The 16,775-nt window shown below is 70.8% G+C and carries 14 protein-coding genes; 10 read left to right on the forward strand and 4 right to left on the reverse strand.

The genetic code is table 11. The annotated features are described in order from the left end of the window. Positions 1–49 precede the first annotated feature (49 nt). The 4 genes from nbrcactino_RS04750 to nbrcactino_RS04765 all read left to right on the forward strand — a co-directional run bounded on the left by nbrcactino_RS04750 (position 50) and on the right by nbrcactino_RS04765 (position 4,987). Positions 50–778 (forward strand): DUF3027 domain-containing protein, encoded by a 729-nt coding sequence (locus nbrcactino_RS04750; RefSeq protein WP_161926317.1) that lies wholly within the window; start codon positions 50–52, stop codon positions 776–778. Next, positions 775–3,564: a sacsin N-terminal ATP-binding-like domain-containing protein gene (locus tag nbrcactino_RS04755; RefSeq protein ID WP_161926318.1), complete on the forward strand. Its 2,790-nt coding sequence runs from the start codon at positions 775–777 to the stop codon at positions 3,562–3,564. The genes nbrcactino_RS04750 and nbrcactino_RS04755 overlap by 4 nt, the downstream gene beginning before the upstream one ends. A gap of 10 nt (positions 3,565–3,574) precedes the next feature. Continuing rightward, on the forward strand, positions 3,575–4,138 hold the full coding sequence (locus nbrcactino_RS04760) for a phosphatase PAP2 family protein (RefSeq protein WP_161926319.1): 564 nt from the start codon (positions 3,575–3,577) through the stop codon (positions 4,136–4,138). 96 nt (positions 4,139–4,234) lie between these two features. Further along, positions 4,235–4,987, forward strand: coding sequence for an esterase/lipase family protein (locus nbrcactino_RS04765; RefSeq protein ID WP_161926320.1), 753 nt, complete (start codon positions 4,235–4,237; stop codon positions 4,985–4,987). Positions 4,988–5,012: 25 nt separating this feature from the next. Here nbrcactino_RS04765 and nbrcactino_RS04770 read toward each other — a convergent pair whose 3' ends face one another. Further along, on the reverse strand, positions 5,013–5,279 hold the full coding sequence (locus nbrcactino_RS04770; protein WP_161926321.1) for a DUF2530 domain-containing protein: 267 nt from the start codon (positions 5,277–5,279) through the stop codon (positions 5,013–5,015). A 22-nt stretch (positions 5,280–5,301) separates the two neighbouring features. Between nbrcactino_RS04770 and nbrcactino_RS04775 the strand changes: the two genes are divergently transcribed. Then, complete coding sequence (locus nbrcactino_RS04775; RefSeq protein ID WP_161926322.1) at positions 5,302–6,759, forward strand: NCS2 family permease; 1,458 nt, start codon at positions 5,302–5,304, stop codon at positions 6,757–6,759. Here the strand turns inward: nbrcactino_RS04775 and nbrcactino_RS04780 are convergent. Further along, positions 6,756–8,003, reverse strand: coding sequence for a GNAT family N-acetyltransferase (locus nbrcactino_RS04780; RefSeq protein ID WP_161926323.1), 1,248 nt, complete (start codon positions 8,001–8,003; stop codon positions 6,756–6,758). The two genes, nbrcactino_RS04775 and nbrcactino_RS04780, sit on opposite strands and share 4 nt — an antisense overlap. 18 nt (positions 8,004–8,021) lie before the next feature. Between nbrcactino_RS04780 and nbrcactino_RS04785 the strand changes: the two genes are divergently transcribed. Beyond that, the gene (locus nbrcactino_RS04785; RefSeq protein WP_228460680.1) at positions 8,022–8,879 is read left to right on the forward strand and encodes a TrmH family RNA methyltransferase; all 858 of its coding nucleotides are present in this window, start codon (positions 8,022–8,024) and stop codon (positions 8,877–8,879) included. A gap of 194 nt (positions 8,880–9,073) precedes the next feature. Continuing rightward, on the forward strand, positions 9,074–10,402 hold the full coding sequence (locus nbrcactino_RS04790; RefSeq protein WP_228460681.1) for a lipase family protein: 1,329 nt from the start codon (positions 9,074–9,076) through the stop codon (positions 10,400–10,402). 16 nt (positions 10,403–10,418) lie between these two features. On the opposite strand, the gene sepH is transcribed toward nbrcactino_RS04790, so the two are convergent. Both sepH and serC read right to left on the reverse strand, forming a co-directional pair. Continuing rightward, entirely contained in the window at positions 10,419–11,324 is a 906-nt protein-coding gene (gene sepH / locus nbrcactino_RS04795; protein ID WP_161926324.1) for a septation protein SepH, read from the reverse strand. 96 nt (positions 11,325–11,420) lie between these two features. Beyond that, positions 11,421–12,557 carry a phosphoserine transaminase gene (serC, locus tag nbrcactino_RS04800; protein ID WP_161926325.1) on the reverse strand — a complete coding sequence of 379 codons (1,137 nt, stop codon included), beginning with the start codon at positions 12,555–12,557 and terminating at the stop codon, positions 11,421–11,423. A gap of 91 nt (positions 12,558–12,648) precedes the next feature. Between serC and nbrcactino_RS04805 the strand changes: the two genes are divergently transcribed. From nbrcactino_RS04805 to nbrcactino_RS04815, 3 genes are all read left to right on the forward strand, one after another. Beyond that, the gene (locus nbrcactino_RS04805; RefSeq protein WP_161926326.1) at positions 12,649–13,551 is read left to right on the forward strand and encodes an ABC transporter ATP-binding protein; all 903 of its coding nucleotides are present in this window, start codon (positions 12,649–12,651) and stop codon (positions 13,549–13,551) included. Then, positions 13,548–15,146 (forward strand): ABC transporter permease, encoded by a 1,599-nt coding sequence (locus nbrcactino_RS04810; protein ID WP_161926327.1) that lies wholly within the window; start codon positions 13,548–13,550, stop codon positions 15,144–15,146. Before nbrcactino_RS04805 ends, nbrcactino_RS04810 begins: the two co-directional genes overlap by 4 nt. Positions 15,147–15,229: 83 nt before the next feature. Further along, a complete protein-coding gene (locus tag nbrcactino_RS04815) occupies positions 15,230–16,756 on the forward strand; it encodes an NAD(P)/FAD-dependent oxidoreductase (protein WP_161926328.1) in 1,527 nt (508 codons plus the stop codon). Positions 16,757–16,775 lie beyond the last annotated feature (19 nt).

The following is a 16,775-nucleotide window of genomic DNA, read 5'->3' on the forward strand; positions in this document are numbered from 1 at the left end:
ACGCGGGGTGGGCGTGCCACGCGGGGTAGTGGTGAGGCACACTGGACGGGTGAGTCTTACAGCCCAAATTGACTTGCTCCGCGACGCCGTCGACCTGGCTCGGGATGCCATCGTCGCCGACGGCGGTGTTCCCGGCGATTATGTCGAGGTCGTCGTCGAGGATGACAACTCTGCCGCGCACTACTTCACCGCCGACCTGCCCGGCTATCGCGGGTGGCGCTGGTGCGCCGTCGTCGCGGTGGCCGGTGACGAGGACAAGGCGACCGTCAGCGAGGTCGTCCTGCTGCCCGGCGACGGTGCGCTGCTCGCCCCGGAGTGGGTGCCGTGGACCGAGCGCATCGCCGCCGGCGACCTCACCCCCGGCGACCAACTGGCTGCCGAGCCGGACGACCCGCGCCTGGTGCCCAACCAGGTCGACAGTGGCGATGCCGCCGCGGTCGACGGCGAACTCGGCCTTGGACGCCGACGGCTGCTGAGCCCGTTCGGCCGCGACGAGGCCGCCCAGCGTTGGTACGACGGCGAATGCGGGCCGGCGTCGGCGATGGCCCAGGGGGCCCGGCACTCCTGCACCTCCTGCGGTTTCTACCTGCCCTTGGCCGGTGCCCTGAGCTTTGCGTTCGGGGTCTGCGCCAACGAGTACTCGGCCGACGGCCACGTCGTCTCCGCCGAGTACGGCTGTGGCGCGCACTCCGACGTCGAGCCGAAGGCGCCGACGTCGGCGCCGCAATTCGACCCGTTCGACGACGGCGTGCTCGAGGTGTTCGCCACGGCGGAGTGACCGCCGTGCCGGAGGGGACCGACGTCTTCGGCGTCGCAGCGCTGCGCCGTTCCGTGCTCGAATCGTGGCGGTCCTCGCCGACCCGGCTGATCGAGGATTCCCGCGCCGAGGCCGATCTCGCGGCCGTCGGCTATCGCGACCGGCTGTGGGTCGAACTGGCGGCCAACGCCGCCGATGCCGCGACCGCGGCCGGCGTCGCCGGTCGGCTCGCCGCATGGCGAGACGACCACGGCGCGCTGCACGTCGCCAATACCGGCGAACCGCTCACCGCCGAGGGCATCGCCTCGCTGCTGGCGCTGCGGGTGTCGGCGAAGGCGGCCCATCCGGACGCGGCCGCCGGCACCGTCGGCCGGTTCGGGGTGGGGTTCGCCGCCGTCGTCCCGGTGGCCGACCGGGTGGAGATCCGCTCAAGCAGCGCGACCCTCGTCTTCGACCGGGTTGCCACCGAGCGGGCCATCGCCGAGACGGGGGTGGCGGGCGCCGACATCGATACCCCGGCGCCGCTGTTGCGCCTGGCCTGGATCGGGGAGACCGGGCCGTCGGCCGGTTTCGACACCGAAATCGTGCTGGTCCCCCGGGAAGGGGTCGACACCGAACAACTCCTCGACGCCTGTGCCGATCAGGCCTGTGACCGGCTCCTCGAACTGCCGGCCCTGGCCGAGATCACCGTCGGCGATGCGACGGTGCGCGCGGTGCGCGGCGCCGACACGGTCCGCTTCGAACCGCCCGCGTCGCTGCCCGGCGCCGAGACCGTGTGGCACGAGGCGGTGTGGCGCAGCGGTGCGACCGGACCGGTGCGTTGGTTGCGTCCGATGGCCGACCCTCATGTCGGGGCCACACGGGTGGGCGACGACGTGCTGCGCACCCCGACACCCACCGACATCGAGATCTCGGTGCCCGCGCGGGTGATCGCGCCGCTGCCGGTCACCCCGGACCGTCGCCACCTGATGCCCGGCGTCGACGTCGGCATCCTGGCCCCCGGCTATCTCGCGCTCGTCCAGATGACCGCCTCGGGTTCGCGGCCGGCGTTGGTGCCGCGCGGGTTGGGGCGCAACCGCGTCGACACGCGCCTGATCGAGGCGATCACCGACGAGCTGCGCGACCACGCCTGGGTGCCGGCGGCGACCGGTGACGACGATCTGGTGCCGGTGCGGACCCTCGTCGCCGCGGACCTTTCCGACGAACTCGCCGCCTGCCTCGGCCCGGTGCTCTCGTCGCTGGCCCATCCCGACGTCTCCGGGCCGGCGCAGCGTGCGGCGCTGTTGGCCGTCGGGGCGAGCGAGATCGGGTTGGCGCAGATCGCCGAGGCGGTGGCCGATGCGGACCGGTCGCCGCGGTGGTGGGCGCAGCTCTATGAGGCGCTCGCCCCGCTCGTGGCGACGGCGCGAGAGGCCGAGGAACTCGGCGCCCTGCCCGTCCCGCGGGCCGATGGCCGGCGCCACTTCGGCGCCCGCGGCCTGGTCGTCGCCGCGCCCGGGTTGACCGCCCCGTGGGCGCCGATGGTCCACCCCGACGCGGTGCACCCGCTGGTCGAGCGGCTCGGCGCCCAACCGGTCGCCGCCGGTGAACTGTTGGCGCAGGGCGGGCTCGTCGACGCGTTGGCCGATGCCGCCGAGAACGGCGACGACGAGGAGGTGCTCGAGCTGGCCGAGGCGGTACTCGCCCTGCTCGCCGCCGACCCCGACGCGGAGCTCGGGCCGGCCGCCGCGGCCGAGCTGCTGCTGCCCGACGGGGACGGCGAACCGGTCCACGTCGACGAACTGCTCCTGCCGGGTTCCCCGCTCGCCGACGTTCTCGGCGAGGATCTTCCGTTCGCGGTGGTCGACCCCGCGCTCGTCGAGAGGTACGGGGAGTCGGCGCTGCGCCGCGCCGGGGTGGGCTGGGGTTTCCTCACCGTCACCGCGCAGTGGCCGACGGCGCCCGACCACGACCTCGACGACGAACCGCGCTGGTGGGCGTCGTTGCCCGAACCGCCCGCCGAGATGGCCGCGGTCCGCGACCTCGACCTCGTGCCGGACGACCGCTGGCGCGAGGCGTTGAGCCTGCTCGCCGAGGATCCGGCGACGGCACCGCTGTTGGCCGATGCCGACGGGTACACCGCTTGGTGGCTGCGCGAGCACGCGGTGGTCGACCAGTTGCCGCTGCACCGCTATCGCGCCCCCGACGCGTCGGGGTTCGCCGGCATCGTCGACGCGCTGGACCACCCCGCCGCCGCGGTGTTGACCGGTGTGCTCCTGGGCGATGCGGTGCGCGACAGCCGGTCCGCGGCGATCGTCCTGGCCGGGCTCGGCGACCCCGCGCGCCCGGTTGCGCCCGGGGTGGCGGTTCGCGCCTACGGCGAGGTGCTGGCCGCGCTGGCGCGCGGGGAGGCCGACGCCGACGAGGTGATGGACCTACTCGGCGAACCGCCGTCGGGGCGCACCCTGGCCGGCACGGTCGCCGACGACGGGGTCGTCGTCGATGCGCCGCACTACCTTGCCGTCGTCGGCGACCGGTCGGCCGTGATCGGGGGCCTGCCGATCGATCCCGTCGCGGCCCGGGAACTCGCCGGCCTCGTCGACCTGCCGATCACGTCTGAGGCGCTGCCCGCCCGGGTGGCGAGCCGCGGCGAGCCGACCACGTGGGAGACCGACCCGACCGCGATCCGGTTCGCTGCGGGCGGCTCGGTACCGCTGCCGTCGGGGACCGTGGTGATCCACGACGAACTCGTGGTCGTCGTCGGGGAGGCGGAGCACCGCGTGCCGTGGTGGGTCGACACGGCGGGGACGACGCACCTGTGCCGCTAGCCTGGACGGCATGAACCTCGCGTCAACCGGGGTCGACGGCGGGATCCTCGACTTCGTGATCGACAACCGCAACGGCTTCGCGACCTCTCTGGCCCACGGCCTGAGTTGGCTGGGGTCGACGGCCACACTCACCGTCGTCGCGGTCGTAGCCGGGTTCGTCTTCGCCGCATTCTCGCAGCGGCGCGCCGCGGCCATGGTGTGGTTGGGGTCGTTGTCCGCGTACTTCCTGATGATCCTGCTCAAGGGGTGGATCGACCGCGACCGCCCGCCGGCCCCGGACCGGCTGGCGCAGGTGGCGCACCAGTCCATGCCGTCCGGGCATGCGATGATGAGCGCCGTCGTGTTCGGCTTGATCGCCGTCGGGCTCTACCGCGCTTCGGCGTGGATCCGCGAACATCCCGACGTGCTGTTGGCGGCGCCGATCCTCTCCGCGGCGATCGGTCTGAGCCGGGTATACCTCGGGGTTCACTGGCTCACCGACGTGGTCGTGGGCTGGGTGATCGGGGCGGTGTGGGTGGGCCTCGTGGCCACGGCGGCGCGCGTGATCAGGCGCACCCAGGCAACCATTGCCTAACCTACTGTGCTGAAATTCTTTTCATGTCTCGCATGTCCAGGCTTCTCGTCCTCGTCCTCGCGGCCTCGATCGCCGCGGTCGGCGTTCACCGCGCCGATGAAGGCCCGGGGATACGAGGTGTACACCTTCCAGTCGAATGATCCGAAGGACCCGCGGAACAACCCGTTCGTCCGGATCAAGAGCAATGCGGCGAAGCTGGGACGCTGGGCCGATGTGCTGTCCAAGAGCACCGGCCACCAGAAGTTCGACGTGGTGTCGATCTCGCAGACCGGGATCCTGACGCGGTACTGGCTGAAGTACGACGGCGGCCAGAAGCTCGTCCGCAAGGCGGTCATCCCCTCCGGCATGATCCTCGGCTCGCCCTATCAGGCGCAGTGGCTGCGCCAGGGCAAGTGTCCGCCCACCGACCGGCTGCAGTACCTGCCCCCGCAGTACCGCGGAATGAACCCGACGCCGGCCTGCCACGAACAGGCCATGGGCGGTGCCGACATCACCGCGCTCAACACGCCGACCCAGGCGCTGCCGGGGATCACCTACTACAACGTGACCACCCTGCGCGAGGAGGAGTCGGCGCCGTTCTGGATCAACCTGATGACCGGACCGGGCCGCTACCGCAACATCGTCACCCAGGACCTGTGCCCCAACGACCCGGTCGTCCACATGACGCTGAACCTGCTGCCGTCGATGCAGACGCTGATCGACAGCCTCCTGCGCACCGGTGTCCCCGCGATGGCGTGCCTGCTGCCGACGTCGCCCGCACAGAAGGTGCGTCCGCTGCGCACCCCGCCGGGGATCAAGCTGCCGGCCGGCACCGTCATGCCGCGCGAGTTCGCCAAGTACTACCGCTGAGCAGTACTACCGCTGAGCAGGCCGGCTACTCGAGGCCTTCCTGCGCGGTCTTGGATCCGCGTCGGACCGCGGCCAGTTGGAGGCCGACGATCATGGTGCCCAGGACGCCGACCCCCAGGCCCCACAGGCATACCGACAGGGTGAGTCCGCCGACGCCGGTGACCAGCGCGACGATCGTGGCGACCAACCATGCCGCCATCCCCACGATGATGACCGGCGCCGGCTCGCGGAGCACCTTGGGGAGCGGGGGGATCGTGACCCCGGTCGGGGAGTCGTGCTGCACGTCGGCCATGGGAAGAGGTTAACGTTTTCTCGTGAGCGCGCCGCCGGTACCGTCCCGAGTCGATAGGTTCTTCGCGCTGACCGCGCGCGGCACCACCGTGCTGCGCGAGGCGCGCGGCGGCGTCGTCACCTTCTTCACGATGGCCTACATCGTGGTCCTCAACCCGATCATCATCGGCGGCGAGGTCGGCAAGTCGGCCAACGTCGACATCCACGGCAACGTCCTGCCGATGGCCGCGGTGGCCGCGGTGACCGCGCTGGTCGCCGGGGTCATGTGCATCGTGTTCGGCCTGGTCGCCAACTATCCGTTTGCTTTCGCCGCCGGCCTGGGGATCAACAGCCTGCTGGCGGTCAGCGTGACCTCCCAGGTGACCTGGCCGCAGGCGATGGGGCTGGTGGTGCTGGCCGGGGTGATCATCGTGGTGCTGGCGGTGACCGGCTTCCGGACCGCGGTGTTCAATGCGGTGCCGGCGGAACTGAAGGCGGCGATCGCCGCGGGCATCGGCGCCTTCATCGCCTTCATCGGCTTCGTCGACGCCGGGTTCGTCAAACGGGTCCCCGACGCGGCGCACTCGACGGTCCCGGTGCAACTCGGCGACTCCGGTTCGATCACCACCTGGCCGGTGGCCGTCTTCGCCGTCGGCTTGTTGATCATGGGCGTGCTCACCGTCCGCAAGGTGCCCGGTGGGCTGCTGATCGGGATCATTGCGACGACGGTCCTGGCGATCATCGTGAACGCGGTGGCCAAACCGGACACGTGGGCGTTGAACACCCCGAAACTGCCCGACTCGATCGGCGGCCTGCCCGATCTGTCCCTGGTCGGCAACGTCGACCTGTTCGGCGCCTTCACCGAACGTGGCACCGCCGCGCACGTCATCGCCGCACCGGCGATCGGCGCCTCGATCCTGCTGTTCACCATCGTGCTGTCGAATTTCTTCGACGCCATGGGGACCATGACCGGGCTGGGCAAGGAGGCGGGGCTCGCCGACGAGAACGGCACGCTGCCCGGTATCGGCAAGGCCCTGGCCGTGGAGGGTACCGGGGCCATTGCCGGCGGACTGGGCTCGGCGTCGTCGAACACGGTCTTCGTCGAGTCGGCTTCGGGGATCGCGGAGGGGGCGCGCACCGGCCTGGCCAACATCGTCACCGGACTGTTGTTCTTGGCCGCGATGTTCTTCACCCCGCTGTATCAGGTGGTGCCGCTGGAGGCGGTGGCCCCGGCGCTGGTCATCGTCGGGGCGTTGATGATCGGCCAGATCGCCTCGATCGATCTCACCCGCTTCGACTACGCGCTGCCGGCCTTCCTGACCATCGTGGCCATGCCGTTCACGTATTCGATTGCCAACGGCATTGGCTTGGGCTTCATCAGCTGGGTGGTCCTGGCGACGGCGCGCGGCAAGGCCCGGGAAGTCCACGCGATCCTGTGGGCGGTGGCGCTGGTCTTCGTCGTCTACTTCCTGCGGGCCCCGATCCAGGACCTGCTGACCTAGAAATCGGCGCCGGTCGCCGGATGTGCCGCGGTGCGCCACACGTCGGCGAAGGCGGCCAGCAGCACCGGCGAATCGGCGTGCAGGCGTCCGGCGGCAGCCAGGGTGCGCGCATCGACCGAGCCGAAGTACAGACTGCCCAATGCGGCGATGCCACAGGCGATCTCACCCCCACCGCCGGTCCCTGGTGCCGGGTCGCGGGTCACCTCGGCGCTGCCGTCGACGATCCGCAGTCGGTAGCGGCCCCCCGCATCACCGAACGGGTCCTCGACCACCAGGGTGGTGTCGAGGTCGGCGGCGTAGGTCCGCGCGGTCAACGCGGCGGGCACGTCGAGGATCGCGACCCACAGGGTGTCGTAGTGCGCGGTGGTCTTGGCCCCGCGCAGGTCGGCGAGCTTGAACCGGAGCGGGTCGCCGACCGGCAGCGTCGCGGTCGTCGAGGCAACCAGGTCGAGGGCGGCCAGCACCCGCCACAGCTCGGTGTGCGCCTCGTCGGTGACGGCCACGACCTCCTCGATCCGCGCGGTCGGCAACTCGTCGTCGCCCATGTCGGCCGAGTCGAGGTGGTAGGTCGCATAGCCGTCGTCGTGGAGCAGATAGTGGCGCGCCCCGGTGGTGAAGGCGCGCGCCGACGGGCGGTCGTCGAGCGCGGCCTGCCACCACAGGGCATCGCGGGCCATCACCCCCGGGTGTACCTGTGCCCAGCGCTCGTACAGCCCCGGGGCCGCCTCGGCGAACTCCTCGGCGCCGACGAACCGGACCTGTGCGCGCGCGGGGGCTGCGGCGCGCAGTGATTGGCGCTCGTCGATGCGGATGTCCTCGGCGAAGATCGCCGGGCCGAAGCCGAACCGCTCGTAGATGGTGGCCTCCGACGCCCACAGCGCGGCGATCGGATGGCCCTCGTCGGCCCACTTCGCGCGCAGACGGGTGATCAACTCGCGCAGGATGCCGCGGCGCCGGTGCGTCGGCGACACGGAGACCCAGGTGAGACCGGGGAACTCCACCCGGCCACCGGGTACCGACATGGCCAGCCGGTAGTAGGCGGCCTTCCCGACGAGGGGCTCGCCGGGGAGTGCGGGATCCAGGGCGAGGACGACGTCGGCGTTGGCGATCCGCGCCCGCTCGTTGGCCCGCTGCGCCTCGTCGATCGGGGCGGTGATTCCGAAGGCGCGCGAGTCGGCGGTGAAGATCTCCGGCCAGTCCTCGTCGACGGCGGAGCGGAACTGCAGATCGGAACCGGAAGCCATACGACTACCCTAACTGGGGTGCCCGACCCCGCGAGTCTTCCCGTGCAGATCATCGACATCACCGATCCCGACGACGAGCGCGTCGACGATTTCCGCGACCTGAACTCCGTCGACCGCCGGCCCGACCTGCCCGCGCTACCCGGCGGCCGGCCCGGCAAGGGGCTGGTCATCGCCGAGGGGGTGCTGGTGGTGCAGCGCATGGTGGCCTCCCGGTTCGCCCCGCACGCGTTTCTCGGTGTCGACCGGCGGCTCGGCGAACTGTCCGAGACCCTGGTGACCACCGACGATCCGGCGGCGGTGCCGTTCTACCGCGCCGACGCCGACGTGATGGCGCAGGTGGTGGGGTTCCACCTCAACCGCGGGGTACTCGGCGTCGCCCGGCGCCCGGCCGGGCTCGACGTGTCGGCCGCGTTGGCCGGTGCCTCCGTCGTCGCGGTGCTCGAGGGCGTCAACGACCACGAGAACATCGGCTCGATTTTCCGCAACGCCGCCGGATTGGGCGTCGACGCGGTGTTGTTCGGATCGGGATGCGCCGATCCGCTGTACCGGCGCTGCGTCCGGGTCTCGATGGGGCACGCGTTGCTGGTGCCGCTCGCGAAACTGCCGGAGTGGCCCGGGGAGCTGGAGTTGTTGGCGCACCACGGGTTCACCACCGTGTCGCTGACCCCGGATCCGGCGGTCCCGTTGCTGGCCGAGGCGGTCGAGTCGGTGGACAAGGTGGCCTTCCTCGTCGGCGCGGAAGGGCCGGGACTGTCGGCCGCGGCCATGCGCGCCAGCCACGTGCGCGCCCGCATCCCGATGAGCCGCGGAACCGACTCGTTGAACGTCGCGACGGCCGCGGCCATCGGCTTCTACGAGCTCGCCAGAAGCAACTGACCGACGAGATTGACAGGGATTGATAGGGAATCGGCCAAACCCCGTCGGTCTACCCAGACGCTCGACTACCGTTCCTCGGTAGGTCTATCTGGGGGATCACCGTGAACGCTCGCCGCCGCCTATTGTCCATGTGTCTGTGCCTGCTCGTCACCACCGCGGCGTGCGCGACGGCCACGCCGGTGATGGCTCGGCCGATGCCGAACGAGCCGTTCAACATGGGCCCCATTCCCAAGGAGATCCCCGACGCGATCAATCGGGTCGTCCCGCCCGCCCCCTTCCCACATTTCACACGGATTCCGCAGCGCGCCAAGACGCCGGGGTTCAGTCATCGGATGCAGGAGTTGCGCGAGGCGGTTCTGCCCGACCCCACCGGTGACCCCTTCTTCGACCGGTGGGCGCCAGACCTCTCGAGGCGCAGCCCTGGCGAGCTTCTCGCCCGCCGCGATGTCACCTGGCCTGCCGGGTTGCTCGTGACCGCGCCAATCTCGCGAGCGACGCAGGTGAAATTTGCAACCCGCGACGCGATGGGGCGCCCGTCGTACGGGACCGCGACGATTCTGGTGCCGCGAGACCCGTGGCGCGGTCGCGGAGCCCGGCCGATACTGGTGAACAACCTGCCGATCGACTCCCTCGGCGCCGCCTGCACTGCCGGGATGACGCTGGCGCACGGGGTGAGCATCGCCACGGGGTTTACCGACTTCTTCCCGCCCAGCACCCAACTCGCCCTAGTCCGCGGGTACACCGTGGTTGTGCCGGACCACCAAGGCCCGCGGCAATCGTACGCGGAACCGGTGGTGGCCGGGCACATCGTGCTCGACTCGTTGCGTGCCGCGGCCAACTTGGACCGCAACAAGTTTGGCAAGAGTCGGATCGGGATGACCGGCTATTCCGGCGGGGCCATAGCGACAAACGGCGCGGCCAATCTCATCGGTTCCTATGCGCCGGAGCTGGCCCCCAGAATGGTCGGTGCGGCACTGGGCGGGGTGCCCGCCGACTTTCAGATGCTGGTCGGATCGATGAACGCCAATCTGGCAACGGGACTGTTCCACGCCGCCACTTTCGGAATCGCCCGGGAGCGCCCGGACATCCTGAAGATGGCCAACCACGCCGCACAGTGGTTTGCGACCTCTCCGTTGAAGAACGTGTGTATGATCCCCGAGGGCTTGGCAGGCCAGACCTTCCTGCCGATGCAGGCATTCTCCAACGACCCAGACCCATTCCACTCGCCCCTGGCCTACAAGGTTTACGCCGCCACGAAGATGGCTGATCACAAGGCAGAGGTGCCGCTCTACATCTACAACGGCACCTACGAGTGGTGGATTCCGGCGGCCGGGGCCCGCAACCTGTTCCGTAGCCAGTGTCGGCTCGGGGCGACCGCGGCGTATCGAGAGGTATTCGGTGAGCACGGACTGGCCGCGGTGGCGGGCTATCCAGAAGCGGTGATGTGGCTCGACGAGCGGTTGCAGGGTATTCCAGCCAAGAACGAGTGTCCGCGCGAATTGCGGCCGCGCCACAGTCGTTAGCGTCAGCGGCGACTGTCTACTGCTGGTGCGGGGTGCTGCGCACGCCGAGGAGGACTTCCTCCCAGCCCGGTACCTCGGGCTTGCGCTGCTTGCGGCCGCGTTTGCGGGGAGCCGGTTCGGCGGGTTCGGCGGCCGCTTCCGCCGGGGTCTCGGTGTCTTCGACCGGGGCCGGTGGTGCGGGCGGCGGCGCCGCGGCGGGCGGCGGCTGCGGATTGCGGCGGGCGTGGCGGGGGCGGGCCTGGTCCGGTTCGTCGGTGGGGCCTCGCTGAGCCGAGATCACGTCGTCGGCGTTGACGGTCACCGACTCGGCCGGGTCGGCCACCGGCTGCAGCTGGTGGCGTGCGCCGGACTCGGGGTGGACCAGCTCGTCGGCGGTGTTGTCCAGCGGCTCGGCGGTACCGCCCTGGGCGCCCGGTTGGTATCGCCAATGGGCGTGGTTCTCGGTGTGCCCGACGCGCCACGCCAGTTGGCCGACCCAGTGCCCGTCCTCGGACTTCCACGCATCCCAGACGACGGCGGTCGGATTGAGTCCGCGGGCGCGCAGGGCTGCGGTGACCACCTGGTCGAGAGTGGCCAGCGCCGGCCCGTCCTCGCGCATCGGGTGGGCCGCCCGGATCAGTTCGGCTGCGCGACCGCGCTCGAGCAGGACCGGGTGGGCGAAGCGCTGCACCCGCTCGACCGTGGTGGCCGCGGCCGCGGCAACCTCCTCCACGCTGGCGCCGGCCCGGATACGGGCCTGGATCTCGCGCGGCCGCAGGGCCGACTCCATCTCGATCTGGATCTGGCCGAGGCGGGTGACATCGCCGCGCGCAGCAGCGCGGAGTCGGTCGTCGGCGGGGATGCGGAACTTCTCGCCCGTCTCGTCGACGCAGATGACGTAGCTGGCATCGGCGTCAACGCTCGTGACGCGCAGCTCCCGCATCTGCCCCTCCTCCTCGTTGGCGCATTTTCCCCAGGCTAATGCACAGTGAGCCCCGTTGACGGGCAGACACGCAGGTTAACGGCAGTCCGGACGTGCTCAGAGGCGTTCGACGACGTAGTCGATGCTCGCGGTCAACGCGGTGATGTCGTCGGGATCGATGGCCGGGAACATGCCGATCCGCAGCTGGTTGCGACCCAACTTGCGGTACGGCTCGGTGTCGACCACCCCGTTGGCGCGCAGCGCCTTGGCGACGGCGGCGGCATCGACCGAGTCGTCGAAGTCGATGGTCCCGACGACCTGGCTGCGGTGCGCCTCGTCGGCGAACGGCGTTGTGTACGAGGTCTTCTCGGCCCAGGAGTACAGCCGCGAGCTGGAATCGGCGGTCCGCGAGACGCACCAGTCGAGGCCGCCGTTGGCGTTCATCCACTCGATCTGGTTCTTGAACAGCAGCAGCGACCCGACGGCCGGGGTGTTGTACGTCTGGTTCTTGGAGCTGTTGTCGACCGCGGTCGACAGCGACAGGAATTCGGGGATGTACCGGTCGGTGGCGGCGATCTCGGCGACGCGCTCGAGCGCGGCCGGGCTCATCAGCGCCACCCAGATGCCGCCGTCGGAGGCGAAGCACTTCTGCGGGGCGAAGTAGTAGGCGTCGGTGGTGGCGACGTCGACCGACAGGCCGCCCGCACCCGACGTGGCGTCGATGGCGACCAGCGCGTCGCCGGCGGCCGCGGGGCGCAGCACCGGCACGGCGACACCGGTCGAGGTCTCGTTGTGGGCCCAGCCGATGACGTCGACGCCGGCCGCGTCGTCGGCGGTGATGGCGGCCGGGTCCGGCGCGGTGCCCGGGTCGGTGCTGATCACCTTCGGGTCGTCGAGCCACGGGGCCTTCTTGGTGACGGTGGCGAACTTCGAGGAGAACTCGCCGTAGGTCAGGTTCAGCGCCTGCTTGCGGACCAGGCCGAAGGCGGCAGCGTCCCAGAACGCGGTGGTGCCGCCGTTGGACAGGACGACCTCGTAGCCGTCGGGCAGCGAGAAGAGCTGGGCGAGTCCGGCGCGGATATCGCCGACCACGTTCTTCACCGGGGCCTGGCGGTGACTGGTGCCGAACACCGAGGCGCCGGTGTCGACCAGGGACTGCAATTGCTCGGGGCGGACCTTGGACGGCCCACAGCCGAAGCGGCCGTCGCGGGGAAGCAGGTCGGCGGGGATGGTGATCTGCGCGGTGTCGGTCATGGCTGCCGATTCTAGTGTCCGCCCGTTGCCCGGATTCACCGCGGTCCACGGTGGCGGGGGAGCAGAGTGGAGTCAGGAGAGGGGAGTTGCGATGAGCGATGTCGTCGAGGTGTCCGGGCTGGTCAAGAAGTTCGGTTCCTTCGCCGCCTTGGACGGGCTGGACCTGCGCGTCGGAGAGGGGGAGATCGCCGGGTTCCTCGGGCCCAACGGCGCGGGCAAGTCGACGGCGATCCGGGTGCTGCTGGGGATGTACCGCCACGACGGCGGCACCGCCCGGGTGTTCGGGGCGGACCCGTTCGCCGACGCGGTGGCGATCCATTCGCGGCTGGCCTATGTTCCCGGCGACGTGAGCCTGTGGCCGCAGCTCACCGGCGGTGAGTGCATCGACGTGCTGCTGCGCCTGCGCGGCGCCGATCCGGCGGCCAGCCGCAAGGGTGAACTGATCGAGCGCTTCGAACTGGACCCCACCAAGCGCAGCGGTACCTATTCCAAGGGGAACTGGCAGAAGGTGGCGCTCGTCGCGGCCTTTGCCATCGGCGCCGAGCTGTTGATCCTCGACGAGCCCACGTCGGGCCTCGATCCGCTGATGGCCCAACAGTTCCAGACCTGCGTGCAGGAGGCCTCCCGGCGCGGCAGTGCGGTGCTGATGTCGAGCCACATCCTCAGCGAGGTCGAGGAGTTGTGCGAGTCGGTCACCATCATCCGATCCGGGCGCACCGTGCAGGCCGGCACCCTTGCCGAGCTGCGCCACCTGCGTCGATCCCGGGTCCGCGCCACCATCGTCGGGGACGGCGCGGAGAACCTGCGCCGGTTGGCCGGGGTCCACGACTTCGAGTCGAGCGCCGGGCCCGACGGGACCGACCTGTCGTTCACCGTCGCCGAGGACGACCTGGGCGACGTGACGCGCACGCTGGGGACGATGTCGGTCGCGCGGCTGCTGGTGGAGCCGCCGAGCCTGGAGGAGCTGTTCCTGCACGCGTACGGGGCGGCATGAGCGCGTCGATCGCCTCGGTCGGCATCCTGACGCGGCTGAACCTGCGGCGGGAGCGGATCATCGCGCCGGTCACCGTGGTGATCCTGCTCGCGACGAATGCCGCGACGGTGTCGTCGATCACCACCCTCTACGGGACGGCGGCGGAACGGCAGTCGCTGGCCGCCGGCGCCGCTGCCAACTCGGCATTCAAACTGCTCCTCGGCCCGCTCGAGCACCTGCAGTCCACCGCGGCCATCGCGTCCTGGCGTGCCGGGCTGTTCATGATCGCCGCGACGGCGGTCTGCGCCGCCCTGATGGTGACCCGGTTGACGCGCAAGGAGGAGGAGCTGGGCCGGGTGGAGTTGGTGCGCGCGGCGCGGACCGGCGCCCTGGCCCCGATCGCCGCGGCGCTGATCGTGGCCATCGGGTTCGCCCTCGTCGTCGGGGTGGGGATGGCGGCCCTGATGGCCTCGGCCGGGGCCACGCCGACCGAGGCCGCCGTCGTCGGCGGCCAATACGCCAGTACGTCGCTCGCGGCCATCGGGTTGGCCGCCCTCACCGCCCAGGTGGCCACGACGGCGCGCCTGGCGAACCTGATCGCGGTCTCGACCGTGCTGGGCGGATACGTCCTGCGCGGCGTCGCCGACGCGGCCGGGTGGGAGTGGTTGCGCTGGACCAATCCGGTGGGCTGGGCCCAGCAGATGGATCCGTTCGGCGCGAACCGCTGGTGGCCGGCGGCGGCGAGCGTCGCGTTCTTCGCCGTCGGCGTCCTCGGCGCGGCGTGGGTCAACGGTCGCCGCGATCTGGGCGGGGGCTTGATCGCGCCGCGCCCGGGGCCGCCGTCGTCGTCGGTCTCCTCGATCGGCGCGCTCACCGCGCGGCTCGACCGCGCCGGGTTCGTCGGTTGGGCGATCGGTATCGGCGTCTTCGCCTTGCTGATCGGGGTGCTGGTGAACGCGGCGACGGAGTTGGCCGGCGACAACCCGCAGATGGTCGACTACCTGCACCGGCTCGGCGGGCCGGGCGAACTGACCAAGGTCTTCTTCGCCGTCATCATGACCTACCTGGGCTTTGCCGCGACGGCGTGGGCGGTGACCGCGGTGAGCCGTTCCCGGTCCGACGAGGCGGAGGGCCGGGCCGAACTGCTGCTGGCGACGTCGGTCTCCCGGTCGGGCTACCTCGGCGCACAGCTGGCGCTGGTGGTCGTCGGGATCGTCGTGCTGTTGGCGGTGTCGGGGCTGCTCGTCGGCGTCGGGGCCGGGATCGTCACCGGTGACTGGGCGACCATGTTCAGTGCTGCGGTGCGTGCCGCCGCGGTCCAGATCTCGGCCGCTTTGGTGATCGGTGTCGCCGCCGTGGCCTGGTATGCCGCGGCGCCCCGGTTTGCCGTCGGCGGCGGTTGGGCCATGGTCGTCGGCGCTTTCCTCCTCGGTCCGATGGGGGAGTTGTTCGGCCTGCCCCAATGGGTCCGCGACCTCTCGCCGTTCACCCACCTGCCGGCGGTGCCCTCGGCGCCCATGCACTGGCCGCCGGTGGTGGTGCTGCTGGTCGTCGCGGCTGTGCTCGCCGGCGTCGCGTGGTGGCGGTTCCGCCGTCGCAACGTCGAGGGGAAGTGATCCGGCGGATCCCTTGACGTGTGCTGCCTCACACCTTACGGTTTGACACGAGACAAAAACTGTATGACGTAATGGGGTTGACCATGAGGCTTGGGAAACGTGCGGTCGTGCTGGGCGGCAGCATCGCCGGGATGACTGCCGCCGGTGCCGCGGCACCGTACTTCGACGAGGTGCTCGTGCTGGAGCGCGACATCATCGGCGAGGAGGCCGAGCACCGGCGCGGCGTGCCGCAGAGCAAGCACCCGCACTTCCTGCTCAACTCCGGGCGGCGGGCGCTCAACCAGATCTACCCCGGGTTCGAGGACGGACTGATCGACGCCGGCGGACTGCACCTGATGCCGTCGCAGGCCGCCGCGCACTGCGAGGGCGCAGGCTGGGTCCCGCGCGGCGAGACGACCATGACGATGGTCTTCTCCTCGCGCCTGCTCATCGAGCGGACGCTGCGCGACAAGATGGCGCAGGTCGCCAACATCGTCGTCGAGGAGGGGGTCAGCGTCGCCGGCCTGGAAACCGTCGGTGATCCGGCCGGCGACGGCCGCGTCACCGGCGTGTGGGTCACCGGCGGGGAGGCCGGGCGCCGCCTGGTCGAGGCGGATCTCGTCGTCGACGCCCTGGGCCGCGGCTCGGCGGTGTCGAAGTGGTTGGAGAAGGCCGGATGGCCCGAGGTGCCCGTCCAATCCCTCGACGCCGGCGTCACCTACACCTCGCGCTGGTACCAGAAGCCGGCCGACCTGCCCGACGAATGGTGGTGGGAGCAGATGTCGGTCATGCCGACCGCCGACACCGGACCGCATCCGCCCGAGCACGACTTCCTGTGCCAGATCTTCCCCATCGAACGCGACCGCGTCCTGGTCACGATGGGTTCGTGGGGCCACCCGATGCCGCGCGAGGAGGACGAGTTCGTCGAGGCCACCCGCAAGGTCCGTGCGCCCGCCTTCGGCGCGGCCGTCGCGCAGTGCGAGCCGATCTCCAAGGTGTTCGTCACCAAGTCCACCGGCAACCGCCGTCGCCGCTACGACCGACTCGACCACCCGCCGGCCGGGCTGGTCGTCATCGGCGACGCGATCTGCGGGTTCAACCCCTTCTACGCGCAGGGGATGAGTTCGGCGGGCAAGTCGGCGGTCCTGCTCGGCGAGCGGCTGGGGGCGACGGATCGGATCGACGCCGACTTCACCACCGGCTACTTCGCCGCGCAGCGCCAACTCCTCGACGACATCTGGACGCTGGCCCTGGCCCGCGACCAGGGTTACGAGAACGCCGAGGGCACCGAGATCCCGCCGCGGTGGCGCCAGCGACTGGCCTACCGGGCGTCCTGGCCGATCTTCAACCACATCTCGGCGACCACCCGCGAGGACAAGAAGGTCGAGCAACACTTCACCGCGGTCTTCAACCTCGACGAGTCGGTGACCGACATGGTCAAGAGCCCGCGCGTCCTCGCCGGGCTGGCCTGGTTCGGCGTCAAACGGCTCTTCGGCCGCACCCGCAAGCCGCTGGGCTACGACTCGCAGCAGAACCCGCCGTCGGACATCTGGCGCGACGGCAAACCGGTGCCGGGCGGCCGTGCGCAGCGCCTGGGCAAGCCGAGCCAGACCGCCGGCGTCGCAGGCTGACCACCGGACGAGGAGGAGA

Source organism: Gordonia crocea (genome assembly GCF_009932435.1).
GTDB lineage: Bacteria > Actinomycetota > Actinomycetes > Mycobacteriales > Mycobacteriaceae > Gordonia > Gordonia crocea.